Here is a 22078-nt window from a genome sequence, read left to right on the forward strand (position 1 = left end):
ATGGATGCCGCCACGCTGAGACAGGCGCTTCGCACGGTCCGCTTTCCCGAAGGGCTGGGCTGGGCCGTGCACGAGGCGACCGGTGATCCCGATGCGCTCTTCGCCGAGGAGCGCGTCGCCGTCTCGAAGGCGATCCCCGCGCGTATCGCCGAATTCGCCGGTGGCCGCAGGGCTGCGCGCGCAGCCATGTCGCAGCTCGGCCTGCCGCCCTGCGCCATTCCCGCCCGGCCCGACCGCGCCCCGCACTGGCCCGAGGGCGTTCTCGGCAGCATCAGCCATGCGGGCCCGGTCTGCCTTGCGGTGGTCGGGCGAAGCGCCGACTGGGCGATGATTGGCATCGATCTCGAACCCGACCGCCCGATGGCGGCCGAGCTTGTTCCCGAGATCGCAGCGCCCGACGAGTTGGCGGCGCTGGCGCCGTTGCCACGGACGCTGGCCGCGACCCGGATCTTCAGTGCCAAGGAGGCCGCCTACAAGGCGCAGTACCCGGTGACGAGGGCGCTGTTCGGCTTCGACGCGATGCAGGCGAATCTGCAAATTGGGCGCATGAATATGGCGAAAAATGTCGGGCTCGGGCGCGGAGCTGCGCTGCCAATGTGGCAGCTTCTGGTCGCGAACCACGTCATTTCACTCTGCCTAAGCGCGAAAATAGGCTAAAACCCCCGACAATGAGGCGAGAATAAGGCCGTGTTTCGCAAATCGGACACGAATTGTTTCCCATTCGCCGTCGTTTGAACGTGGCTAAATTTGGGCAAATTTGTTAGTTTGTGTCTCGAAAGCGGCGTGACCCCGACGCGTTTTGGCCCCAGTTGGGTCGGTCGGAGCAGGCGCTTTTTCCGAACGTAGGGTGGGGGCCAGACGTTGCCGGAGTAACGAGATGAACCAGTTCCAGTCGATCGGTGAGGTGCTGTCCGCACTGAAACGCCGTGCCCTGCTGATTTTACTAGTGACCGTACTTGGTAGTGCCGCCTCCGTCTGGCTCGCCCTGAACCAAATCAAGGTCTACGAAGCCACCGCCGTGGTGCAGATCGAGGAGGGCCAGATGCCCGACTCGCTCGCCGGGGCGTCTGCCCAGAACCAGGATGGGTCGCGTCGGGTGCGCCTGATCGAACAGCGCCTCATGTCGCGCGACAATCTTCTCGCCCTCATGGAAGAGCACGGTCTGTTTGACGGTGATACCGGTATGTCCGTGGGCCAGCGCCTGTTCCGGATGCGCGAGGCGGTCTCGATCCAGGAGATCCGGACCAACTCCAACAGCTTTGCCGCGCAGCAGGAGATGCCCTCGGGCCTGCGCATCAGCGTGGTCCTGCCCGACCCGCAGAAGGCGGCGGATGTCGCCAACGAGATGATGTACCAGGTCATCAACCAATCGCGCGACCGCAGCCTCAGCAGCGCCCGCGACACGCTGGCCTTCTTCGAAAGCGAGGAGGCCCGTGTCGAGACCGAGATCGAGGCGATGGAAGCGAAGATCGCCATCTTCAAGCGCGAAAATGCCGAGGCCCTGCCGAGCGGCACCGGCGCGCTGCGCAGCCAGCTCACCACGCTCGAGGACAGTCAGCTGGCTTTGGCGCGCGACATCGTCGAGATGGAAGGCAATTCCACCCGTCAGCGCGAGGAAGTGCTGTCGCGCCAGCTTGGCCTGATGCGCGAGCAGCAGAGCCTGATCGAACAGCGCATCAGCGACATCAACGAAACTCTGCTGCAGGCCCCCGAGGTCGAGCGCGAGCTCTCTGCGCTCGAACGCGATCTCGAACGGCTGAAGGATCAGTACAGCGTCATCACCCGCCGCAAGGCGGATGCCGAGATGGGCCAGATGCTCGAGGATCGCCAGCAGACGGACCGCTTCGAAGTGCTTGAAACCGCGCTTGTGCCCGAGTTCTCGGCCTCCAGCGGACGCAAGAAGATCGTCCTGGCCGGGGTCGTGGCCAGCGTCCTTGCCGGTGTCGTGATCGCGTTCGTGGCGGAGCTGCTGAACCCGGCGATCCGCAGTGCGGCGCAGATGGAGCGCGTCCTCGGCCTGCAGCCGGTGGTGTCGATCCCGGTGGTCGAGGCGCGGCGCGACCGCCGCAGCCGGCAGCTGCGGTCGGTCACCGCGGTGGGGCTCTTGGCGGCGCTGATGCTGGGGCTCTACCGGTTGTTCACCGACATCCTGCCGTGGCAGGGGCTTCTGGACAGGTTTCTGCCACGCATGGCCCGGTCCTGAGCGTCGCAGGGGCCGGGCCGGCGCCGGCCCCGAAGCGACGCTGAGACAAAGCTGCCGCGCGCAGCTCCCGCCAGACGATCAGCAGGTTTTCAGTAGGTATACTGCCGGATCTTGCTGCCTTCGGCCTTGTTGAGCACGGTGCCGAGCAGGGGCACGTCGTCGCCGAGCCGGCGCTGGGTCTCGCGGATCTCTTTCTCGGTGGTGATCCCGCCGCCGATCACGAGGATCACCCCGTCGAACTGGCCGCGGAAGGCCATGACGTCATCGTAGTAGAGCGCCGGCGGCAGGTCGAAGAGCATCACGTCAGGCGCGAACTCGTCCTCGATGTGGCGCAGCGCGGTACGGCTCTGCGGCGATTGCAGCAGCTCCGAGGCGTAGGGCTCGACGGTGCCGTTGAAGCCGAAGGCGATGTTGCGGCCGGCGTGGATCTCGTTTTCGCCCATACGGATCAGGTGATCTTCCGGCGGCACGAGGCCGCGCAGGACATCGCCCATGGAGCCGGGGTTCTTCACCCCCAGAACCTTATGCAGCGACGGGCGGCGCAGATCGCAATCGATGAGCATGGTGCGGCAGTTCTGCTGTCGCGAGAGGCTGATGGCGAGGTTGGCCGCGGTAAAGGTCTTGCCGCAATCCTTCGTTGGCGACGTGATCGCCACGCGCGTCCACCCGCGTTCGGCCAGCGCCTGCAGCAGCCGCGTGCGCAGCACGTCGAAGGCGGCGTGGGCCGGGTCCTGACGCTCGGCGGTGATGATGCGGTGACGCTCGAGATGGCGAGGATTGACGGTGAATTCCTGCAGCCGATGCCAAAGCGGCGTCGGCTTGCGGGCCGGGCTGCGGGGCGCCTGTGCTGGCGCGGTCTCGGCCTCGACCGGGGCTGATGCGGTCGCCGGCGCGGTGACTTTGTCGCCGTCATGCACGCGCAGACGCTTGCGGATCTCCTCGCGCTTGGCGGTGGTCTGGCGCCGCGCCTCTTCGCGGGCCTCGGCCTCGCGCTGTTCCTGCAGGCGCGCCTCTTCGGCGGCACGCTGGCGGGCCTCTTCCTCGGCGCTGCGCCGGGCGGCCTCTTCGGCTGCGTGCGCCGTCTCCTCGGCCAGGGCGGCCTTGTCCTCGGCACGGCGGCGCTCGAGGCGCCGGTCGCGGGATTCAAGGGGCTCGATCGGCGGCTCTTCGGGGCCGTCATCGATGGGATTGCGGTTCCTGCGACGGAACTTGCGTCTTTCAACCATGGTCATGCCTCCGCACCTCGCAGATCACGCGGCGACCCATAGACTACCAGAACCTTGTATACCTGCATAAACCAGCCCGTTTGCCGGCGCGCCAGTCCACAGTCGTCCCGACCAGGGATTCGGCGCGCGTTAACCCTGACTCAGAGTAAACCAGAAGAATTTGACCAGAATGAGGACGGCCCCGTGGCACTGCCGTCCCCAAGACAGGAGGTGCCCGCTCAGAGGCGGTCGAACTCCGATTCGCCCCAGTACCCGGCGCGGCGCATCGCAAGCGACCGGCGATAGCCCATCGTTCCGATCACCGTGACCGCGAACACGCCCAGCGAGACGCTGGCGACGAGGGTGGACATGAACTTGCCGCCGATCCCGTAGGCGATGCCCTCGAGAAGGTCGATCGAGACGCTGCCCATGGCGATGAAGTGAAGCGCGCAGACGCCGGCGACCATGCCGAGCCCCTTGCGAAGCTGGCTGCGCATGTCGTCGCCCTCCTGCAGCATGGCGAGCACGAATCCCGCGATGCCGGCGGCGATGCCGATCAGCAGGGTCATCGGGTTGTAGATCGCGAGGCAGTTCTCCAGCGCCGACATACCGGTCAGGTGCATGGCGGCGACGCCAAGCCCAGCCACCACGCCAAGCCCGACGCGCTTGTGCTCGCTCTCCACGAACAGGCTTGCCGCAACCGGGAGGCCGACCAGAACGACGCCGACAAGGATCGAGATCGCCGTCAGCGACATGTCGTAGGTCAGCGCCGCATCGGGACGGTAGCCGATCATGGCGACGAAATGCGTGGTCCAGACGCCGACCCCGGCGACCAGCGCCACCCAGACCGCCACGACGCAGCGCTGGTTGAGGGTGGCGTAGTCGCTGTTGCGCATCAGGAGCACGAGCATCCCCGCGGTGATCACGCAAACGCCGGCCGCGGCGGCGATGAAGTTGCTTTGGGTCTCGAGGATGCCCTGCAGTAGTGTACCTAGCACGGTGGATTGCTCCGATGGTCGATTCTCAGTCTAAGTTGAGTTTGAGATCAACCTATCGATGCGGCGCAAAAGTGGCCGAGGAATGATGCTTTAATGTCAGGCTGTTAGTCCGTCTCACATTGAGATGACGGCGCCGCGTTCCGGGTGGGTGCAAGCTGCTGCCGAGACTGGATAATTGATCGTGTGCAAACAGTGCGTTGCTGCGAAAATCGCGCGGCGAAAGCGGTCGAGACTTGGCAGCGCGTTGCTGGCTGAGGCGCCAGTGAGCGGGCGGCGCGAGGCTGTCGGCATGAGACTCAGAAAACCGCCGCGACAGATAGGCATGTCGTCGCCGCGCCCGGCGAATCGGGCGCGGCGGGAGGTTCAGAGCATCAGCTGGTAGCTGTGCGGCACGTATTGGAAGCCGTCGTCACGGGTCTCGGCATAGCCCAGGGCCGGGAACGGCATATGGTAGCCGATGAACGGGATCTTGTCGGCGGCCAGCATGTCGAGCGTCTTGCGGCGGGTCTGCGCGGCGGCTTCCTTGTCGGTGTCGAAGCTCACCTCCCAGTCGGGATGGGCCAGCGAGAACACGTAGTGATTGGCCAGATCGGCGATCAGCATCAGCTGCTTGCCGCCGCTCTCGAGCATGTAGCTCATGTGGCCCGGCGTATGGCCCGGGGTCATCACCGAGGTGATGCCCGAGGCGACGCTCTCGCCGTTGCCGATAAAGCTGAACTGCTCGGCCAGAGGCTCCACCTTGTTGGTGAAGGTGTCGTTGGCGACGCCGGACCAGTGATCGTACTCGGCCTGCCCGGTGACGTGCTGGGCATTGGCGAAGGTCGGGCCGTCGCCGCCCGTCAGGCCGCCGACGTGATCGCCATGCATGTGGGTGATCACCACGTGGCTGACATCGCCGGGCGCGTAGCCCGCCGCCTCGACCGCGGCGACAATACCGTCGGGATTGAGGCCGGTGTCGAACAGAATCAGCTCGTTGCCGGTGTTGACCAGCGTGGGCGTGAAGAAGAACTGCGCCTTGTCGGTGGGAATGTTCGCGGCCTCGGCGGCCTCGGCGAATTCCTCGTCCGAGGCGTTCAGGCCGAAGATCGAATGCGGATCCTCGCGCGTGGCGGTGCCGGCCATCAGCGCGGTGACCTCGAAGTCGCCGAGCATGATGCGGTTCACCTTTGGCACCATCGCGCCTTGCTTGGCGGCCTGCGCCCGCAGCGGCGCGGCACCGGCCGCGACGAAGGGCATGGCAACGGCACCGGCGAGGGCGGTGCGGCGGCTGAATGTCGTCTGTTCCGTCATGTAGGTGACTCCCTCCTGTTGGTGTGCGGAAGGTAGATCGCGCGGGGCGGCTTGCCAGATCCGGCTTTGCAGCTTGTTAACGCGCCACGGGATAGGGAGCGGCACCCCAAGACGGAGATGCCGATGATTCCCGACACGACCAACCCCTGCTGGCGCCGCGTTCTCACCTCCGAGAGCGACCTGTCCGGCGCCGTGCTCGCCACCAAGCTGCTGGTCACGCGGCTCCGGCGCGAGGTCAAGGCACGCCCCGGAGCGCTCGGCCCCAAGATCGCCGAGCTGCGCGACTATTTCGAGAAAAATACCTTTGCGGCGAAGGACATCGCCCTCTTCTGAAAGGACTGGCCATGAAGAATGCAATGATGAGCGTGGCCGAGGCCGCCGCCCTGATCGATGCCGGCAAGGTGCTGGTTGTCGCCGGATCGGAGGCGGCGCTGTCGCAGCTGCCCAAGGGGTGCTGGATCGGTGGCACCTCGGTCTATTTCATGACCGATACCGGCGGCCGGGTGGATCGCGATAACCTCTTCGTGACCGAGATCGAGGCCGCCGAAGACGCGCGCCCGGTGCTCTATGCCGGCGAGGATCTCCCGAGCCTGACGATGAACCGCTTCGACAACGGCCTGTCGGTGATCCTGATCCCGGCCTTCAGCAACGCTCATGAAGAGTTCGCCATTCACGGCAGCAGCTACTCGGGTGTGTTCGACCAGCCGCTGATGGGCTGGGTCACCGGCGTGCATCTCGACGATCTCGAGTCCGCCAAGCCCAAGGTGTTCGACGGGGCGCGCGGCATGGCCTTCGACGAGGGCGCGATGGTGCTGCACGTGAAACTGCGCGCCGATCGGGTCGCGGATATCGACATCCTGAACCTCTTCGAGCCCGATCAGACCGCCGACGAGATCAGTTTTGCAGGCACTGGGTTCACGGCGCAGACCGCGCTGGTCAATGGCGAAGAGGTCGACTTCGCAAGCTACCTTGCAGAGAAGGGCGTGGATACGCGCTGCCCGCTGGTGGCGAATTTCGCCGGCGCGATGATCAACGTCTCGTTCCAGTCGGTCGAGCCGGGCAAGCCGGTCAGCTTCTATGCGCCGGTGATCGAGGGCGTGAGCTATCGCGTCGCGCAGCTGCCGGGGGACTATGCCTCCGAATTCGTCGCTCGGGCGCAGGGCGAGGGCAGCCGCGAGCTGTCGTGCAACTGCATCCTCAACTACCTCTACGGAGAGCTCGAGTCGAAGACCACCGGCAGCTTCACGGGCCCCGCCACCTTCGGCGAGATCGCCTACATGCTGCTGAACCAGACCATGGTCCGGCTGAACATTCAGGCGGCAGAGGCCGCTGCGGTGGCATGAACGCAAGGTCTCCGGCGCGCGTCGTGCCGGGGCCTCATTCCTAGATCAGGCTGGCGCCGCATTGCGGCAGGTAGCCCATGACCATCTCGTGGGTGCAGAGCGCTGTCGCCGGCGTGGTGACGGTCGCGCTCGCGGCTGCCGCGCCAAGCGCCAGCGAGTCCGGGCCGCTCATCCCGGCGGCGAGGCCATAGGCGAAGGCGCCGACAAAGCTGTCGCCCGCGCCGACGGCCGACACGACCGAGACATTGGCGGCGCTCACCTGCACCAGCCCGTCCGGCCCGGCCATCACCGAGCCATCCGCGCCGCGCGCCACGATGACCCGCTCGGCGGCGCCGCGCGCCACCAGTTCGGCGGCGAATTGCGCCGACTCGAGCCGCGTCACAAGTGGCCGCCCTGCAAGACCCTCGGCCTCCTCGGTGTCCATGCGCAGCACCGCGGGGGCCGGGTTGGTGCCCTTGGCGAGATATTCCAGCGCCGGGCCCGAGGTGTCGACGATCAGCAGCGCCTTGCGCGGCTCCAACTCGGCGCAGAGCTGCGTCGCGAAGGCGGCCGAGACGCCGGGTGGCTGGCTGCCGCTCAGCACCACGATGCCGCCCTCGGGCACCGATGCGGCAATCGCCTCGAGCGCCTCGGTCACCTGCTCCTCGGACCAGAGCGGGCCGGGCATGACAAAGCGGTATTGCTGGCCGGTTTCGCGATCGTGCACGGCCATGCTTTCCCGGGTGTCGCCCGGGGCCTCCATCCTTACCAGCGGGATGCCCTGATCGGCCATCGCCGCCTCGAGCCGCATGCCGGTGGGGCCGGCGAGCGCCACGAAGGCGCGGGCCTGGCCGCCAAGGGCCGCCACGACGCGCGCGACGTTGATGCCACCGCCACCGGGATCCACGGTGAAGGGATCGCAGCGCAGCTTCGGCCCCGCGACGACGCGGTCCGCGGTCGTCGTCAGGTCAAGCGCGGGGTTCAGCGTGACGGTCAGAATATCGTTCATGGCGGAACCATGTCACTCAACCACCGGTTCGCCAAGAGCCTCGAACTGGACAAATGAGCGCGCTTGTGGGAAGTGCCGTCCGCGTAAGCAGGAGCCTCCCATGACCGTCACCCGTTTTGCCCCTTCGCCCACCGGCCACATCCATGTGGGCAACCTTCGCACGGCACTGTTCAACTACCTGATCGCCCGCAAGGCCGGCGGCACCTTCATTCTGCGCATCGACGACACCGATCCCGAGCGCAGCAAGGAAGAGTATGTCGACGGCATCAAGCGCGACCTCGAGTGGCTGGGCCTGACATGGGACCGGATCGAACGGCAGAGCAAGCGGCTCGACCGCTATCACGCCGCCGCCGACCAGCTGCGCGAGATCGGCCGCTTCTACGAGGCATGGGAGACCCCGACCGAGCTTGACCTGAAGCGCAAGAAGCAGCTCAACATGGGCAAGCCGCCGGTCTATGACCGTGCAGCGCTTGCGCTTTCCGACGACGAGAAGGCCGCGCTGCGAGCCGAGCGCGGCGATGGCGTGTGGCGCTTCAAGCTCGACCAGGAGCGCATCGAGTGGACCGATGGCATCCTCGGCGACATCTCGATCGACGCGGCCTCGGTTTCCGACCCGGTGCTGATCCGCGGCGATGGCCAGATTCTCTACACGCTGGCCTCGGTGGTCGACGACACCGAAATGGGTGTCACCCACGTTGTGCGCGGCTCGGACCACGTGACCAACACCGCGACCCAGATCCAGATCATCAACGCGCTGGGCGGCACCGTCCCGAGCTTTGCCCACCACTCGCTTCTGACCGGCCCGCAGGGTGAGTCGCTGTCGAAGCGTCTCGGCGTGCTGTCGATCCGCGACCTGCGCGAAAGCGGCATCGAGCCGGAGGCGCTGCTGTCGCTGATGGCGCGGCTCGGCTCGAGCCAGCCGGTGGAACTGCGCCTGTCGCTGGAAGAGATCGCTGAGGGCTTCGAGCTGTCGCAGTTCGGCTCTGCGCCGACCAAGTTCGACGTCAACGATCTTTACCCGCTGACCGCGCGCAAGCTGCACGGATTGCCGCTGTCCGCGGTGGCCGACGAGATCGCGGCCCTGGGCGTGCCTTCGGACAAGGCCGAGCTGTTCTGGAGCGTCACGCGCGAGAACATCGAGACCCGCAAGGATCTCGCGGGCTGGTGGGAGCTGTTTCGCGACGGCGCCGAGCCGGTGATCGCCGACGAGGACCGCGACTTCATCGCCGAGGCGATGGCGATCCTGCCCGAGGGGCCGCTCACCCAGGACAGCTGGGGCGACTGGACCAAGGCGGTGAAAGAGCAGACCGGACGCAAGGGCAAGGGCCTGTTCATGCCGCTCCGCAAGGCGCTGACGGGGCGCGAGCGCGGGCCCGAGATGGCTGACGTGCTGCCGCTCTTGCAGACCATCCCGGCGCGCAAGCTCGCCAAGGGCTGAGCCTCAGACGCGACGCGCCAGCGCGTCGCGATCCTCCTTCACCTCGATGCTTTCCTGTGCGTGATGCAGCGCGTAGGCGCGGGTGCGCCGCGCCGCCTGCGCCAGATCTCGCCATTCGGCATGTTCGAGCTTGGCCAGGGTGTCCAGCACCGTGCCGATCACCTCCGGATGGCCGGCACCGGCGCGGATCAGCGGCTCGAACCCGTCTTCCATCAGCTGGGTCGCGGTCAGCGCCGGGGCCTCGATGCGGGGGAATTGCGGCGGCTGCGCCTTGGGCGGCTCGGCCTCGGAGAACAGCCGCGCCAGCCGGTGCACCACGTCGACGGCGGTGCCCGGATCGTTGATCCCCGGCGACAGCGCCCGCACCGCGGTCTCGTTCAGCACCACGACGCCGAAGCGTGCGTCCTGCTCGGCGGTTCGGATCTCGCCGAAGGTGAAGCAGTTGCTCAGCGCCGTGCGCTCCTCGATGTCGCCGAGCACCCAGCCGAGGGGGGCGCCCTTCAGGACATGCGCACCCGGAGAGACGATGAGCGTGATCGAGGCGTCGGCCTTGGCCAGCGCGTCGTGCAGCGCTTCCATGTTGACGAATTGCAGGTAGCCGCTCGAGGGGGCGGGCAGGGGCCAGGCGGCCTCGGGGATCTCGGCGTCCGGCGCAACGGGCAACCCGCCGAGGGCGGGGCGCCTCAGCGCGTTGTAGAGTGGCTCTCGGGCCTGCCGGTCGACCATCTGGAGCGTGTCGTCCATGCTGCCCAGCGTGCTCAGATGCTCGATCCAGCGCAGGATCGAGACGATGATCGCCACGATCACCAGCACCGTCACCCCGAGGATCATCACCGCGGCATTGTCCGGGTAGAGCCCGGCGCGGAACATCACCAGCGCGGTCAGCGAATACAGGAATGCCCCGGTGAACACCGCCAGAACCGTGTGGGTCGTGGTGTCCGAGAGGTGCAGCCGGTAGGCGCGTGGTGTGGCCTGGCTGGCGGCGGCCTGGTAGGCCTGCACCATCACCGACAGCGAGAAGGTGGTCACCGTCAGCATCGTCGTGGCGAGGATGTTGAGGATCGGGATCACCGCGTCCGGACCGATCTTGATCTCCCATTCATCCGGCAGCAGCGGCTCGAAGAGCGGCGACAGGAACGCCATGGCAAAGGCCAGCACTGCGCCGAACACCACCCGCGCCACGAGGTTGCGCGCCACGCGGCGCAGCAGCAGCAGGGTCTTCGAGATCATCATGCCGCCACCTTGCGGGCGCCGAGCCCGGCGAGGCGGTCGTCGACGAAGCGTCGCTCGTCGTCGCTCAGGCGCTGGGCACGCGGGTAGCGGGGGGCCTCACGGTCGTCGAGGATCGGGGCGTCCCAGCCGGTGGTGGTGGCGAAGAACCGGTCGGCGCCTTCGGGTCCGAACTCGGTGAGATACCCCTGCACCACCACGTCGAGATAGCTCAGCAGAACCGGGTGATGGGCGTCGGGTGCGAAGATGCGCTCGGGCGGGATGGCATAGATCGCCAGTTGCGCGACGCTGGGCGCGTCGTGGCTGACGCTGTGCAGCGCATCGAGCCGGTCATAGGCATGTTCGCGCAGGTCGAGCGCCGCCCAGCCATCCGGCGGCACCGGCGCAATCAGCCCCTCGATCTCGCAATGGGGGTCGGGAATCGCGGTGAGAAAGGCCACGTCGCGGGCCTCGGTCCAGCGCCACGCGCGCCGCCAGCCGCGGGCCCGGGCAATGTGGGCGGGGCTGAAACCATGGGTGAGGCGGTTCACGAGGGACCCGTAACCGAAGAAGAAAGCGCTGCTCATACCAGTTTTGCGAGTCCCGGATTGATGTATGTCAAATCGATATTTCTCCAATCATGTATAACGCCTGCATCCTTTGAAAATGGAGGGCGGGCCGTGCGCGTCACAAAAAGAACCAATATCGCCATTCGGGTCCTGATGCATTGCGCGGCCAACACCGGTCGCCTGGTGACCAAATCCGAGATCGCCAAGCGATGCAACGCCTCCGAAAACCACCTCGCACAGGTGATCAACCAGCTGGCCCAGCTGGGCTACCTGCACACCCAGCGCGGTCGCAACGGCGGGCTCGAACTGTCGCGCCCGGCCGAGCAGATCCGTATCGGAGACGTGTTCCGCGCGCTCGAGGCGCCGGTGCCGCTGGCGGAATGCTTTGCCGATGTCGACAACACCTGCCCGCTGACCGAGGCGTGCCGGCTGAAGATTGCGCTCAGCGACGCGGCCAATGCCTTCTACGCAACGCTCGATCCGATCACGCTCGACACGCTGATCTGCGACAATGCTCCGCTCATGGACATTCTCGCGCCACAGGGGCGCTGCGCGATGGCCAAGGTCGAGCCGGTCCTTGCGGCCCAGTGACAAACATCGTACTCTGAGACCCATCGCAGAGGGAGAACCGGCTTTGCCGGTGCCGAAGGAGCAACCGCCCCGGAAACTCTCAGGCCCACGGACCTTTGCGGACGCAGAACTCTGGAGAGTGGCGCGTGACAGCGCGCCCGCCGAAGGGATAACGATCTCAGGCTGACGGACAGAGGGGGCATTTCGTGCGCAGGGTCGTCCTGCGCCAGGAAATGTCCGGGGCTGCGCCACGCGCCACATCCGGGCCAGAGGGATGTGAGACCGCATGGACGAGCTGAAACGCACGCCACTACATGACCTGCACCTCGCGCTTGGCGCGAAGATGGTGCCGTTTGCCGGCTACGACATGCCGGTTCAGTACAAACTTGGTGTGATGAAAGAGCACCTGCACACGCGGGCCGCGGCGGGGCTCTTCGACGTGAGCCACATGGGACAGGTGATCCTGCGCGGCGACGACCCGAAGGCGGTTGCGCTGGCGCTCGAGACTCTGGTGCCGGTCTCGGTGGCGGGGCTGGCCGAGGGCCGGCAGCGCTACGGGCTCTTCACCAACGAGCAGGGCGGCATCGAGGATGACCTGATGATCGCCAACCGTGGCGATCACCTGTTCCTCGTGGTCAACGCCGCCTGCAAGGAGGCCGATGTCGCGCGGCTGCGCGCCGGGCTCGAGCCCAAGGGTGTCTCGGTCGACTATATCGAAGACCGGGCGCTGCTGGCGCTGCAGGGGCCGGGCGCCGAGGCGGCGCTGGCGGCACTGAACCCGGCGGTGGCCGAGATGCGCTTCATGGACGTGGCCACAGTCGAGCTCGCGGGCGTCGAGGCCTGGGTCTCGCGCTCGGGCTATACCGGCGAGGACGGCTACGAGATCTCGGTGCCGGAGAGCGCCACGGTGGCGCTGGCCGAGGCGCTTCTGGCGCAGGACACGGTCGAGCCGATCGGGCTGGGCGCGCGGGATTCGCTGCGGCTCGAGGCCGGGCTATGTCTCTACGGCCACGACATCGACACCACCACCACGCCGGCGGCGGGCAACCTGCTCTGGGCGATCCAGAAGGTGCGCCGCGCCGATGGCGAGCGTGCCGGGGGCTTCCCGGGCGCCGACATCATCCTCCCCGAAATCGCCAGCGGCGCGCCGAGCGTTCGGGTCGGGCTGAAGCCCGAGGGCCGCGCACCGATGCGCGAGGGGATCGATCTTTACGAAAGCGAAACCGGCGGCGGGCCTGTCGGGCGTATCACCTCGGGCGGATTCGGCCCGACGGTGGGCGGACCGGTGGCGATGGGGTATGTTCCCGCGGAACAGGCCACGCCGGGCACGCGTCTTTACGGAGAAGTGCGCGGCAAGCGTCTGCCGGTCGAGGTGGTGACGCTGCCGCACGTGAAACAAAGCTACAAGCGCTGACAAAAGGGAACCAGCGATATGAAATTCACCGAAGAACATGAATGGCTGCGCGTCGAGGACGATCTGGTCGTGGTGGGGATCACCAGCCACGCCGCCGAGCAGCTTGGCGACGTGGTCTTCGTCGAACTGCCCGAGGCCGGCACCACGGTCAGCAAGGATGACGAGGTGGTGGTGATCGAGTCGGTCAAGGCCGCCTCGGACATCCTCGCCCCGGTCGATGGCGAGATCGCCGAGGTCAACGAGGCGCTGGTCGACGATCCCGGCAAGGTCAACGAGGACCCCGAGGGCGACGCCTGGTTCTTCAAGCTCAAGATCGAGGATCTCTCGGTGCTCGACGAGCTGATGGACGAAGCCGCCTACAAGAAGTTCGTCGGCTGATGCCGCGCGCCGGTCGTCCCTGGCGACGGCTGGCACGGCTGCCCGAAAGACGAGATCCTTCCCCCGTCCCGGCCTCTGCGCGGGACGGGCGTGGTCGGATTTTGAGTATTTGAAACGTAGAGAAGCACAGCGGTGCGCCCCGTCCGCCGCGTTGCAAGAGGTGAGAGATGGCCTTCACGCCCACAGACTACCAGCCCTATGACTTTGCCAACCGCCGCCATATCGGCCCGTCGCCCGCCGAGATGGACGAGATGTTTGCGGCGCTGGGGGTGGCGGATCTTGACGCGCTGATCGCGCAGACAGTGCCGGAGGGCATCCGCCAGGCCGAGCCGCTCGATTTCGGCGCGCCGCTGTCGGAGCGCGAGATGCTCTGGCGCCTGCAGGAGGTGGCCGAGAAGAACAAGGTGCTGACCTCGCTGATCGGGCAGGGCTATCACAACACGGTCACCCCGCCGGCGATCCAGCGCAACATCTTCGAGAACCCGGCCTGGTACACCGCCTACACGCCCTACCAGCCCGAGATCTCGCAGGGCCGGCTCGAGGCGCTGCTGAACTACCAGACCATGGTCTCGGATCTGACCGGGCTGGAGATCGCCAATGCCTCGCTGCTCGACGAGGCCACCGCTTGCGCGGAGGCGATGACCATGGCCAAGCGCGTCGCCAAGTCGAAGGCCAATGCGTTCTTCGTCGATGAGAACTGCCACCCGCAGAACATCGCGGTGATCCAGACCCGCGCCGCGCCGCTGGGCATCGAGGTGATCGTCGGCGCGCCGGAAGACCTCGAGGCCGACAAGGTCTTTGCCGCTATCTTCCAGTATCCCGGCACCAATGGTGCGCTGCGCGATCTGACGTCCGAGATGGAGGCGCTGCACGAGGCCCGCGCCATCGGCATCGTCGCCGCCGACATCATGGCGCTGTGCCTGGTGAAGGAGCCCGGTGCGATGGGCGCCGATATCGCGGTGGGTTCGACCCAGCGCTTCGGCGTGCCGCTGGGCTATGGCGGCCCGCACGCCGCCTACATGGCCACCAAGGACGCCTACAAGCGCGCCATGCCGGGCCGCATCGTCGGGGTCTCGGTCGACGCGCTGGGCAACCGCGCCTACCGCCTCGCGCTGCAGACCCGCGAGCAGCATATCCGCCGCGAGAAGGCGACCTCGAATGTCTGCACCGCGCAGGCGTTGCTGGCGGTGATGGCGGGCTTCTACGCCGTGTTCCACGGGCCGAGCGGCCTCAAGGCCATCGCGCAGCGCATCCACCTCAAGACCGCGCGGCTGGCCAAGGGGCTCGAGGATGCGGGCTACGAGGTGCAGCCGGAGGCGTTCTTCGACACGCTGACCGTCGAGGTCGGGCTGCTGCAGACAGGCATCCTGCAGGCGGCGGTGAAGGAGGGCATCAACCTGCGCCGCGTCGGCAAGACCAAGATCGGCATCACCCTGGACGAGGCCACCCGCCCGGCGCAGATCGAGGCGGTATGGCGCGCCTTCGGCCTGGTGCGCAAGGACGAGGGCCGGGCCGAATATCGCCTGCCCGACGCGCTGCTGCGCCAGAGCGACTACCTCACCCACGAGGTGTTCCACATGAACCGCGCCGAGACCGAGATGATGCGCTACATGCGCCGTCTCGCCGACCGCGACCTGGCGCTCGACCGGGCGATGATCCCGCTGGGCTCGTGCACCATGAAGCTCAACGCCGCCGCCGAGATGATGCCGGTGAGCTGGCGCGAGTTCGCCGAGCTGCACCCCTACGCCCCGGCCGATCAGGCCAAGGGCTATGCGGAGATGATCGCGGACCTGTCCTCGAAGCTCTGCGCCATCACCGGCTATGACGATTTCTCGATGCAGCCGAACTCGGGCGCGCAGGGGGAATATGCCGGTCTTCTGACCATCGCCTCGTGGCAGAGGGCGCGCGGCGAGGGACAGCGCAATGTCTGCCTGATCCCGGTCAACGCCCATGGCACCAACCCGGCCTCGGCGCAGATGGTCGGCTGGAAGGTGGTGCCGGTGAAATGCGACGATCTGGGCTCGATCGACCTCGCCGATTTCCGCGAGAAGGCGGAAAAGCACAGCGACACGCTGGCGGCCTGCATGATCACCTACCCCTCGACCCACGGGGTCTTCGAGGAGACGGTGAAGGAGGTCTGCGCCATCACCCACGAGCATGGCGGGCAGGTCTATATCGATGGCGCCAACATGAACGCCATGGTCGGGTTGTCGCGGCCGGGCGATCTTGGCGGTGACGTGAGCCATCTCAACCTGCACAAGACCTTCTGCATCCCGCATGGCGGCGGCGGCCCGGGCATGGGGCCGATCGGCGTCAAGGAACACCTGGTGCCGCACCTGCCGTCGGATCCGCTCAAGGGCGGCGTCGCGGGGCCTGTCTCGGCCGCGGCCTTCGGCTCGCCCTCGCTGCTGCCGATCTCGTGGGGCTACATCCTGATGATGGGCGGCGAGGGGCTGACGCAGGCGACGCGGGCGGCGATCCTGAGCGCCAACTACATCGCCGCGCGGCTCCAAGGGGCCTACGAGATCCTTTATACCGGGCCGCAGGGCCGGGTGGCGCATGAGTGCATCATCGACGTGCGCCCGTTCGAGAAATCCGCCGGGGTCACGGTGGAGGACATCGCCAAGCGCCTCGTCGATTGCGGCTTCCATGCGCCGACCATGAGCTGGCCGGTGGCTGGCACGCTGATGGTGGAGCCGACGGAATCCGAGACCAAGGCAGAGCTCGACCGGTTCTGCGACGCCATGCTGGCGATCCGCGAGGAGATCCGCGATATCGAGGAGGGCCGCATCGATGCCGCGGCCAACCCGCTCAAACACGCGCCGCACACGATGGAAGACCTCGTGCGCGACTGGGATCGTCCCTATTCGCGCGAGCAGGGCTGCTTCCCGCCGGGGGCGTTCCGGGTCGACAAGTACTGGCCGCCGGTCAACCGCGTCGACAATGCCTATGGTGACCGGCACCTCGTGTGCACCTGCCCGCCGATGAGCGACTATGCCGACGCGGCGGAGTAGGCTGTGAGAGACCGGGAGTGAGGGGCCAGCCCCTCACACGCCCCGGGATACTTTCGGCCAGAAGAAACAGGGGCCGCGCTCTTCGGTTCGGAGGGCGGGGCCTTTTGTGTCGGGCGTCACGCGGGGTGGCTGGCGCCGGAGCGAGGGGCCAGCCCCTCGCGCTCCCCGGGATATTTTCGGCCAGAAGAAGCAAGGGCGCCGGTCTTTGATGGTGGGGCGGGGTCAGGTCTCGGGCAGGTCGAGCAGGAAGGCGAAGGCGTCGCGGATTCGGCCCCAGGTGGCGGGGTCGGAGGCGCAGAGCAGGTAGCCCTCGCGCTTGGCGGCGTTGTACTCGGAGCCGTCGAGCATGGCGACATGACCGCCGGCGCATTGGCAGAGCAGGGCGCCAGCGGCGTGATCCCAGGGCGTGAGCCCGGCGGAGAGCACGAAATCCACGTGGCCCTGCGCCAGCATGCGCATCTCGTGCGCCGAGCAGCGCAGCGACAGCACGCGCTCGAAGCGGGGCAGCAGCGCGGCCATCTCGGCCTGCTTGTCGGCGGGCAGCATGTAGAGCGGCAGGTAGCCCTGCAGGTTCTCGACCGGGCCGCCGGCGGAGACCGATAGCGTGCGGCGCTTGCGGCGTTTCGGCATGACCAGCTCGGCCGGGCCACCGGTCTCGCCCAGCACCACGTCGTCCATGACGGGATCGTAGATCAGGCCGAAGACCGGGGTGCCGAAGCGCAGCGCCGAGACGATGACGCCGAAGGTGGCGAGCCCGTGGGCGTAGTTCCACGTGCCGTCGACCGGGTCGATGGTGAAGGCAAGCTCGGCATCGGCGACCTTGTCGAGCACCTCGGGGTGGTCGGCCACGTTCTCTTCGCCGATGATCAGCGCGTTGGGGAACAGTGCCAGCAGGCCGCGGGCGATCATCCGCTCGGCGGCGCGGTCGGCCTCGGTCACCAGGTCCTGGTGGCTTTTCTTCTGATCGATCTCGCCGCTCTCGAGATTGCGGAAGCGGGGCAGGATCTCGGCGCGGGCGGCGCGGCGCACGAGGTTTAGGATCGAGCTGCGCTGCGCCTTGCTCAGGGTCGAGACCGGCATCGGGAGGGTGTCGCTCATCGGTCGGGTCCTTTGTCAGCCAGAAGTTGCGCAAGGCTGTGCCAGCCGCGGCGCGGGGGTGCAAGGCGGCCTATTCGCGCGCCCGCAGAACCCGCGCCGGACGGGCGGAAAGTGGCCGCCAGGCGAAGCCGAGCCCGGCCAGCAGCGTGGCGATCACGCCGCCGGCGATGATGCCGAGCGCCGAGGGCCACATCACTGCGAAATCGGTCTCCATGATGAAGCGGCTGATCGCCCAGCCGCCGAGGATGCCCGCGCCGAGCGCCACCACCCCGGCGCCTGCGCCGAGCAGCGCCGAACGCAGGGCGAAGCTCTGCAGGATGCGGGCGCGGCTGGCGCCCAGCGTCTTGAGCACCGCCGCCTCGTAGGTGCGCGCGCCCTCGCCCGCCGCCGCCGCGCCGATCAGCACCAAAAAGCCGGTGAGCAGGGTGGCCGCGGCGCCCCAGCGGATGGCGCTGCCGACCCCCTCGAGCAGTTCGGCCACCCGGTCGATGGCGTCCTTGACGCGGATCGCGGTGATGTTGGGATAGCTGGACGCGAGATCGCGCAGGATCTGCGCCTCGGCCTCGGGCTCGGCATAGACGGTGGAGATGAAGGTGTGCGGCGCGCCCTGCAGGGCGGCAGGGTTGAGCGTCATCACGAAGCCGATGCCGGCGGTGGAGAAATCCACGTCGCGGAAGCTGGTGATGGTGGCGGTGATGTCACGGCCGAGCACGTTGAAGGTGATCTCGTCGCCCAGAGCGAGGCCGATCTCCTCGGCCTCCTCGCGGGCAAAGCTGATCTGCGGCGGGCCGTCGTAATTCTCGGGCCACCATTCGCCTTCGGTGATGATGGTGCGCGCGTCCGGTTGCGCGGCATAGGTGATGCCACGATCGCCGCGCACCACCCAGTGATCGCCCGCCACCTGCTGCGCGTCGACGCCGTTGATCTCGGTGATCACGCCGCGCAGCATCGGGGCGGTGTCGACCCGGCTCACCGCCTCGTCGCTCTCGAGCCGTGCGAGATAGCCGTCGATCTGGCCGGGCTGGATGTCGACGAAGAAGTAGGACGGCGCGATCTCGGGCAGGTCGCGGTTGATCGCGGCGCGCAGGTTGCCGTCGATCTGGCCGATGGCGGCGAGCACCGACAGCCCCAGCCCCAGCGACAGCACCACCGAGGCCGCGGTCTCGCGCGGGCCGCCGATGGCACCGAGCGCCCAGCGCCAGACCGGGCGGCCGCGGGCGGCACCGGTGGCACGGCGGGCGAGCGCGCGGATGCCGGTGGCGGCCACCGCGAGGATCAGCAGCGCGCCGAGGATGCCGCCGGCGGTCCAGAGCGTGATGCGGGGATCGCCGGAGAACAGCATCGCCACGCCGACGAGCAGCGCGATCAGCAGCGCGGTGGCGATCAGGTAGCGCGTGGCGGGCAGGGCGCGGGCGCTGTCGAGCGCGTCTCGAAAGAGGGCGGCGGCGCGCACCTCCTCGGTGCGGGCGAGGGGCCAGAGCGTGAAGAGCAACGCTGTCAGCACGCCGTAGATCGCCGCCTCGGCCAAGGGGCCCGGGTAGAGCGTGAAGAGCACCGGGATCGGCAGCGACTGGGTGATGAGCGGGGCGAAGATCAGCGGCACCCCGGCGCCGAGGATCAGGCCGAACGCGATGCCAAGCAGGCTCAGCGCGCCGATCTGAAGGAAATAGGTCTGGAAGATCACGCCACGGCTGGCACCGAGCGTGCGCAGGGTGGCGATCACCGGCGTCTTGCGCGCGAGGTAGGAGCGCACCGCCGCCGAGACGCCAATGCCCCCCACCGCGAGGCCCGAGAGCCCGACCAGCACGAGAAAGCTGCCCAGCCGGTCGACGAACCGCGCCACGCCCGGCGCGCCATTGCGGGCGTCGCGCCAGCGGATGCCGGTGTCGCGGAAGCGGTCCTCGGCCTGCGCCTTCAGCGCGTCGAGATCGGCACCTTCGGGCAGCAGCATGCGGTACTCGGTCTCGTAGAGCGAGCCAGGAGCAAGCAGGCCGGAGCCATCGAGGGCGGAGGTGCGCACCAGCGTGCGCGGACCGAGGCCGAAGCCGTCGCCGGCATCGTCGGGTTCGGTGACGATGGTGGCGCTGAGGATGAAGTCCTGCGTGCCGAGGCGGAAGCTGTCACCGGGGGCGAGGCCCAGCCGATCGGCCAGCACCGGCGCCATCACTGCGCCCGGATGCTCGGCCCCGTCGAGCGCCTGCGCCAGCGGCATCGGCGGATCGAGCACCATCTCGCCCAGCAGGGGATAGGCGTCGTCGACGGATTTGATCTGCGTGAGCCCGCGTTCCGAGCCGGCCTCGGTGTCGACCACCGCCATGGAGCGGAAATCGGTGATCTCCGACTGCGCCGTCGAGATGCCCTCGAGCCAGGCCAGCTCTTCTTCCGAGGCGAAGCGGTAGGTGAATTCCGCCTGCGCGTCGCCGCCCAGCAGGATGGCACCCTGATCGGCCAGCCCGGCCTGGATCGCCGAGCGCACCGAGCCGACGCCGGCGATGGCGGCCACGCCAAGGGTCAGGCAGGCGAGGAAGATGCGGAAGCCGCGCAAGCCGCCGCGCAGCTCGCGGCGGGCGAAGCGGGCCGAGATGGCAAGGCTCATTCGGCGGCCCTCGCCACCTCGCCGGCGACGGTGCCGTCGGTCAGCCGCACCACCCGGTCGCAGCGCTGCGCGAGGGTGTTGGAGTGGGTGACGAGCACCAGCGTGGCGCCGTGCCGGTCGCGCAGACCAAAGAGCAGGTCCATGATCGCGTCGCCGTTCTTGCCGTCGAGATTGCCGGTCGGCTCGTCGGCCAGCAGGATGTCGGGGCGCGGTGCCGAGGCGCGGGCCAGCGCCACGCGCTGCTGCTCGCCGCCCGACATCTGCGCCGGGTAATGGTCGGCGCGGTGGCCCAGCCCCACCGCCTCGAGCTCGGCCTCGGCCTTGGCGAAAGCCTCCCGGTCGCCGGCCAGCTCCAGCGGCGTCGCGACGTTTTCCAGCGCGGTCATGGTGGGGATCAGGTTGAAGCTCTGGAACACCACGCCCATGTGATCGCGGCGGAAGCGCGCCAAGCGGTCCTCGTCCATCGCGGTCAGGTCGCTGCCCAGAACCGAGACCGTGCCCGAGCTTGCGCTCTCGAGCCCGCCCATCACCATCAGCAGTGAGGACTTGCCGCTGCCCGACGGCCCGATCAGCGCCAGCGTCTCGCCCTTTTCCACCTCGAGCGTGATGCCATGGAGGATTTCCACCATTCCGGCATTGCCGCGCAGGCTGAGTGTGACATCTTTCAGGGCAATGACTCGATCAGGCATGAAGGGGCGTCCGGGAAAATGATGCGTTCGCTTACATATGGGCTGCGTGCATGGCGCAGCAAGACGCTGGCCGTCACGTTGATGCTATGCGCAACCGTGGCGCTGCCTGTGCGGGCTGAAACGGTGCATCTCCTGGCGCTCGGCGATAGCCTGACGCAGGGCTACGGGCTGATCGAGGATGAAGGCTTCGTGCCTCAGATGCGGGCGTGGCTGGCCGAGCGCGGCCATGATGTGCGGCTGGTCAACGGCGGCGTGTCGGGAGACACGACGGCGGGTGGTCTGTCTCGGGTGGAGTGGTCTCTGACCCCGGAGATTGAGGGCATGATCGTGGCGCTTGGCGGCAACGACCTGCTGCGCGGGCTGCCGCCCGAGACGTCGCGCGCCAATCTCGAGGGGATTCTCGAGGTTGCCGAGGCACAGGAGATCGAGGTCTTGCTGGTGGGGATGACGGCGCCGGGCAATTACGGCCCCGACTACAAGGCGGGGTTCGACGCGATCTATCCCGAGCTCGCCGAGGAATACGACACGCTGTATTTTCCGAATTTCTTCCGGGGCATTCTGCCCGAAGGCGGCACGCCGCAGGACGCGGCGGGGATGATGCAGGGGGACGGCATTCATCCGAATGCCGACGGGGTGGCTCTGATCGTCGAGGCGATGGGGCCCTCGGTCGAAGAGCTTATCTCGCGCATCCAGAGCGGCGACTGAGCGCCGCTGGTTGCGCGTGTCGGGCCGGGGCTTACTGCGCCGGCGTCGGAGCGAGTGCGCGGCTGTCATCATTGCCGCGCAGGGCGGCCGAGATCACCGGCAGCAGGCCGAAGCTGAGGGCGGTCGCAAAGTAGAGCAGGACGGCCGAGCCGAAGGAGACATCGAAGGCGAGCCAGCTGGTGAGAGCTCCGATCAGGCCAAGAACGCTGCCCATGAGAATTGCAATTACCGCCATCTGACACTCCTTAAAAGTCGGTCCTGATTACCTTGTCGTGGGGGTATGTAGCGCTCCGAATCCGGCGGGAATGTGGCCGGGCCACGGCCATAACAGACCAATTTCCGATGACTGCACAACCTTAAGGTGTTCCAAC

20 protein-coding genes and 1 riboswitch are annotated in these 22078 nt (G+C 67.6%); of the genes, 10 read left to right on the forward strand and 10 right to left on the reverse strand.

Going from position 1 to position 22078, the window contains the following annotated elements:
* Entirely contained in the window at positions 1-657 is a 657-nt protein-coding gene (locus JF542_RS15385; RefSeq protein ID WP_207076478.1) for a 4'-phosphopantetheinyl transferase family protein, read from the forward strand.
* 220 nt (positions 658-877) lie between these two features.
* The gene (locus JF542_RS15390) at positions 878-2203 is read left to right on the forward strand and encodes a GumC family protein (RefSeq protein WP_207076479.1); all 1326 of its coding nucleotides are present in this window, start codon (positions 878-880) and stop codon (positions 2201-2203) included.
* An 89-nt stretch (positions 2204-2292) separates the two neighbouring features.
* Here JF542_RS15390 and JF542_RS15395 read toward each other — a convergent pair whose 3' ends face one another.
* The 3 genes from JF542_RS15395 to JF542_RS15405 all read right to left on the reverse strand — a co-directional run bounded on the left by JF542_RS15395 (position 2293) and on the right by JF542_RS15405 (position 5696).
* Positions 2293-3435, reverse strand: coding sequence for a CpsD/CapB family tyrosine-protein kinase (locus tag JF542_RS15395; RefSeq protein WP_207076480.1), 1143 nt, complete (start codon positions 3433-3435; stop codon positions 2293-2295).
* A 212-nt stretch (positions 3436-3647) separates the two neighbouring features.
* On the reverse strand, positions 3648-4406 hold the full coding sequence (locus tag JF542_RS15400) for an MHYT domain-containing protein (RefSeq protein WP_144266898.1): 759 nt from the start codon (positions 4404-4406) through the stop codon (positions 3648-3650).
* A gap of 363 nt (positions 4407-4769) precedes the next feature.
* Positions 4770-5696 (reverse strand): MBL fold metallo-hydrolase, encoded by a 927-nt coding sequence (locus JF542_RS15405; RefSeq protein ID WP_207076481.1) that lies wholly within the window; start codon positions 5694-5696, stop codon positions 4770-4772.
* Positions 5697-5819: 123 nt separating this feature from the next.
* Between JF542_RS15405 and JF542_RS15410 the strand changes: the two genes are divergently transcribed.
* Together JF542_RS15410 and JF542_RS15415 are read left to right on the forward strand one after the other, a co-directional pair.
* Positions 5820-6029, forward strand: a complete 210-nt coding sequence (locus JF542_RS15410; protein WP_040545208.1) for a hypothetical protein — start codon at positions 5820-5822, stop codon at positions 6027-6029.
* An 11-nt stretch (positions 6030-6040) separates the two neighbouring features.
* Positions 6041-7039: a DUF6976 family protein gene (locus JF542_RS15415; RefSeq protein ID WP_207076482.1), complete on the forward strand. Its 999-nt coding sequence runs from the start codon at positions 6041-6043 to the stop codon at positions 7037-7039.
* Positions 7040-7079: 40 nt separating this feature from the next.
* Here JF542_RS15415 and JF542_RS15420 read toward each other — a convergent pair whose 3' ends face one another.
* Positions 7080-8027: a 1-phosphofructokinase family hexose kinase gene (locus JF542_RS15420; protein WP_207076483.1), complete on the reverse strand. Its 948-nt coding sequence runs from the start codon at positions 8025-8027 to the stop codon at positions 7080-7082.
* Positions 8028-8127: 100 nt separating this feature from the next.
* Here JF542_RS15420 and gltX point away from each other — a divergent pair, with 100 nt between their 5' ends.
* A complete protein-coding gene (gltX, locus tag JF542_RS15425; protein ID WP_207076484.1) occupies positions 8128-9465 on the forward strand; it encodes a glutamate--tRNA ligase in 1338 nt (445 codons plus the stop codon).
* A 3-nt stretch (positions 9466-9468) separates the two neighbouring features.
* Here the strand turns inward: gltX and JF542_RS15430 are convergent, their stop codons facing one another.
* Together JF542_RS15430 and JF542_RS15435 are read right to left on the reverse strand one after the other, a co-directional pair.
* Complete coding sequence (locus tag JF542_RS15430) at positions 9469-10698, reverse strand: DUF2254 domain-containing protein (RefSeq protein WP_242533783.1); 1230 nt, start codon at positions 10696-10698, stop codon at positions 9469-9471.
* Positions 10695-11261 carry a gamma-glutamylcyclotransferase gene (locus JF542_RS15435; protein WP_207076485.1) on the reverse strand — a complete coding sequence of 189 codons (567 nt, stop codon included), beginning with the start codon at positions 11259-11261 and terminating at the stop codon, positions 10695-10697. The genes JF542_RS15430 and JF542_RS15435 overlap by 4 nt, the downstream gene beginning before the upstream one ends.
* Before the next feature lie 93 nt (positions 11262-11354).
* Here JF542_RS15435 and JF542_RS15440 point away from each other — a divergent pair, with 93 nt between their 5' ends.
* The 4 genes from JF542_RS15440 to gcvP all read left to right on the forward strand — a co-directional run bounded on the left by JF542_RS15440 (position 11355) and on the right by gcvP (position 16619).
* Positions 11355-11834: an RrF2 family transcriptional regulator gene (locus JF542_RS15440; protein ID WP_040544477.1), complete on the forward strand. Its 480-nt coding sequence runs from the start codon at positions 11355-11357 to the stop codon at positions 11832-11834.
* A 19-nt stretch (positions 11835-11853) separates the two neighbouring features.
* Positions 11854-11939: riboswitch (glycine riboswitch) on the forward strand.
* A 160-nt stretch (positions 11940-12099) separates the two neighbouring features.
* Positions 12100-13227, forward strand: coding sequence for a glycine cleavage system aminomethyltransferase GcvT (gene gcvT / locus JF542_RS15445; protein WP_207076486.1), 1128 nt, complete (start codon positions 12100-12102; stop codon positions 13225-13227).
* An 18-nt stretch (positions 13228-13245) separates the two neighbouring features.
* Positions 13246-13605 (forward strand): glycine cleavage system protein GcvH, encoded by a 360-nt coding sequence (gene gcvH / locus JF542_RS15450; protein ID WP_007795965.1) that lies wholly within the window; start codon positions 13246-13248, stop codon positions 13603-13605.
* Positions 13606-13772: 167 nt separating this feature from the next.
* A complete protein-coding gene (gene gcvP / locus JF542_RS15455; RefSeq protein WP_207076487.1) occupies positions 13773-16619 on the forward strand; it encodes an aminomethyl-transferring glycine dehydrogenase in 2847 nt (948 codons plus the stop codon).
* A 222-nt stretch (positions 16620-16841) separates the two neighbouring features.
* Here gcvP and JF542_RS15460 read toward each other — a convergent pair whose 3' ends face one another.
* The 3 genes from JF542_RS15460 to JF542_RS15470 all read right to left on the reverse strand — a co-directional run bounded on the left by JF542_RS15460 (position 16842) and on the right by JF542_RS15470 (position 21002).
* Positions 16842-17717 carry an inositol monophosphatase family protein gene (locus JF542_RS15460; protein WP_207076488.1) on the reverse strand — a complete coding sequence of 292 codons (876 nt, stop codon included), beginning with the start codon at positions 17715-17717 and terminating at the stop codon, positions 16842-16844.
* 70 nt (positions 17718-17787) lie between these two features.
* On the reverse strand, positions 17788-20313 hold the full coding sequence (locus tag JF542_RS15465; protein WP_207076489.1) for an ABC transporter permease: 2526 nt from the start codon (positions 20311-20313) through the stop codon (positions 17788-17790).
* Positions 20310-21002 carry an ABC transporter ATP-binding protein gene (locus JF542_RS15470; protein WP_207076490.1) on the reverse strand — a complete coding sequence of 231 codons (693 nt, stop codon included), beginning with the start codon at positions 21000-21002 and terminating at the stop codon, positions 20310-20312. Before JF542_RS15470 ends, JF542_RS15465 begins: the two co-directional genes overlap by 4 nt.
* Positions 21003-21020: 18 nt before the next feature.
* Here JF542_RS15470 and JF542_RS15475 point away from each other — a divergent pair, with 18 nt between their 5' ends.
* The gene (locus JF542_RS15475; protein WP_207076491.1) at positions 21021-21707 is read left to right on the forward strand and encodes an arylesterase; all 687 of its coding nucleotides are present in this window, start codon (positions 21021-21023) and stop codon (positions 21705-21707) included.
* Positions 21708-21738: 31 nt separating this feature from the next.
* Here JF542_RS15475 and JF542_RS15480 read toward each other — a convergent pair whose 3' ends face one another.
* Positions 21739-21942, reverse strand: a complete 204-nt coding sequence (locus JF542_RS15480; protein WP_110740003.1) for a hypothetical protein — start codon at positions 21940-21942, stop codon at positions 21739-21741.
* Positions 21943-22078: the final 136 nt, after the last annotated feature.

It is taken from the genome of Salipiger bermudensis, from assembly GCF_017309175.1.
Classification (GTDB): Bacteria; Pseudomonadota; Alphaproteobacteria; order Rhodobacterales; family Rhodobacteraceae; genus Salipiger; species Salipiger bermudensis.

Excerpts from the sequence above, each read along its gene's own strand:
- JF542_RS15430 (WP_242533783.1), bottom strand. The coding sequence starts at position 10,698 with ATGATGATCTCGAAGACCCTGCTGCTGCTGCGCCGCGTGGCGCGCAAC.
- JF542_RS15385 (WP_207076478.1), top strand. The coding sequence starts at position 1 with ATGGATGCCGCCACGCTGAGACAGGCGCTTCGCACGGTCCGCTTTCCC.
- gcvP (WP_207076487.1), top strand. The coding sequence starts at position 13,773 with ATGGCCTTCACGCCCACAGACTACCAGCCCTATGACTTTGCCAACCGC.
- gltX (WP_207076484.1), top strand. The coding sequence starts at position 8,128 with ATGACCGTCACCCGTTTTGCCCCTTCGCCCACCGGCCACATCCATGTG.
- JF542_RS15435 (WP_207076485.1), bottom strand. The coding sequence starts at position 11,261 with ATGAGCAGCGCTTTCTTCTTCGGTTACGGGTCCCTCGTGAACCGCCTC.
- JF542_RS15480 (WP_110740003.1), bottom strand. The coding sequence starts at position 21,942 with ATGGCGGTAATTGCAATTCTCATGGGCAGCGTTCTTGGCCTGATCGGA.
- gcvH (WP_007795965.1), top strand. The coding sequence starts at position 13,246 with ATGAAATTCACCGAAGAACATGAATGGCTGCGCGTCGAGGACGATCTG.
- JF542_RS15470 (WP_207076490.1), bottom strand. The coding sequence starts at position 21,002 with ATGCCTGATCGAGTCATTGCCCTGAAAGATGTCACACTCAGCCTGCGC.
- JF542_RS15405 (WP_207076481.1), bottom strand. The coding sequence starts at position 5,696 with ATGACGGAACAGACGACATTCAGCCGCCGCACCGCCCTCGCCGGTGCC.
- JF542_RS15410 (WP_040545208.1), top strand. The coding sequence starts at position 5,820 with ATGATTCCCGACACGACCAACCCCTGCTGGCGCCGCGTTCTCACCTCC.
- JF542_RS15465 (WP_207076489.1), bottom strand. The coding sequence starts at position 20,313 with ATGAGCCTTGCCATCTCGGCCCGCTTCGCCCGCCGCGAGCTGCGCGGC.
- JF542_RS15390 (WP_207076479.1), top strand. The coding sequence starts at position 878 with ATGAACCAGTTCCAGTCGATCGGTGAGGTGCTGTCCGCACTGAAACGC.
- gcvT (WP_207076486.1), top strand. The coding sequence starts at position 12,100 with ATGGACGAGCTGAAACGCACGCCACTACATGACCTGCACCTCGCGCTT.
- JF542_RS15395 (WP_207076480.1), bottom strand. The coding sequence starts at position 3,435 with ATGACCATGGTTGAAAGACGCAAGTTCCGTCGCAGGAACCGCAATCCC.
- JF542_RS15460 (WP_207076488.1), bottom strand. The coding sequence starts at position 17,717 with ATGAGCGACACCCTCCCGATGCCGGTCTCGACCCTGAGCAAGGCGCAG.
- JF542_RS15415 (WP_207076482.1), top strand. The coding sequence starts at position 6,041 with ATGAAGAATGCAATGATGAGCGTGGCCGAGGCCGCCGCCCTGATCGAT.
- JF542_RS15475 (WP_207076491.1), top strand. The coding sequence starts at position 21,021 with ATGATGCGTTCGCTTACATATGGGCTGCGTGCATGGCGCAGCAAGACG.
- JF542_RS15420 (WP_207076483.1), bottom strand. The coding sequence starts at position 8,027 with ATGAACGATATTCTGACCGTCACGCTGAACCCCGCGCTTGACCTGACG.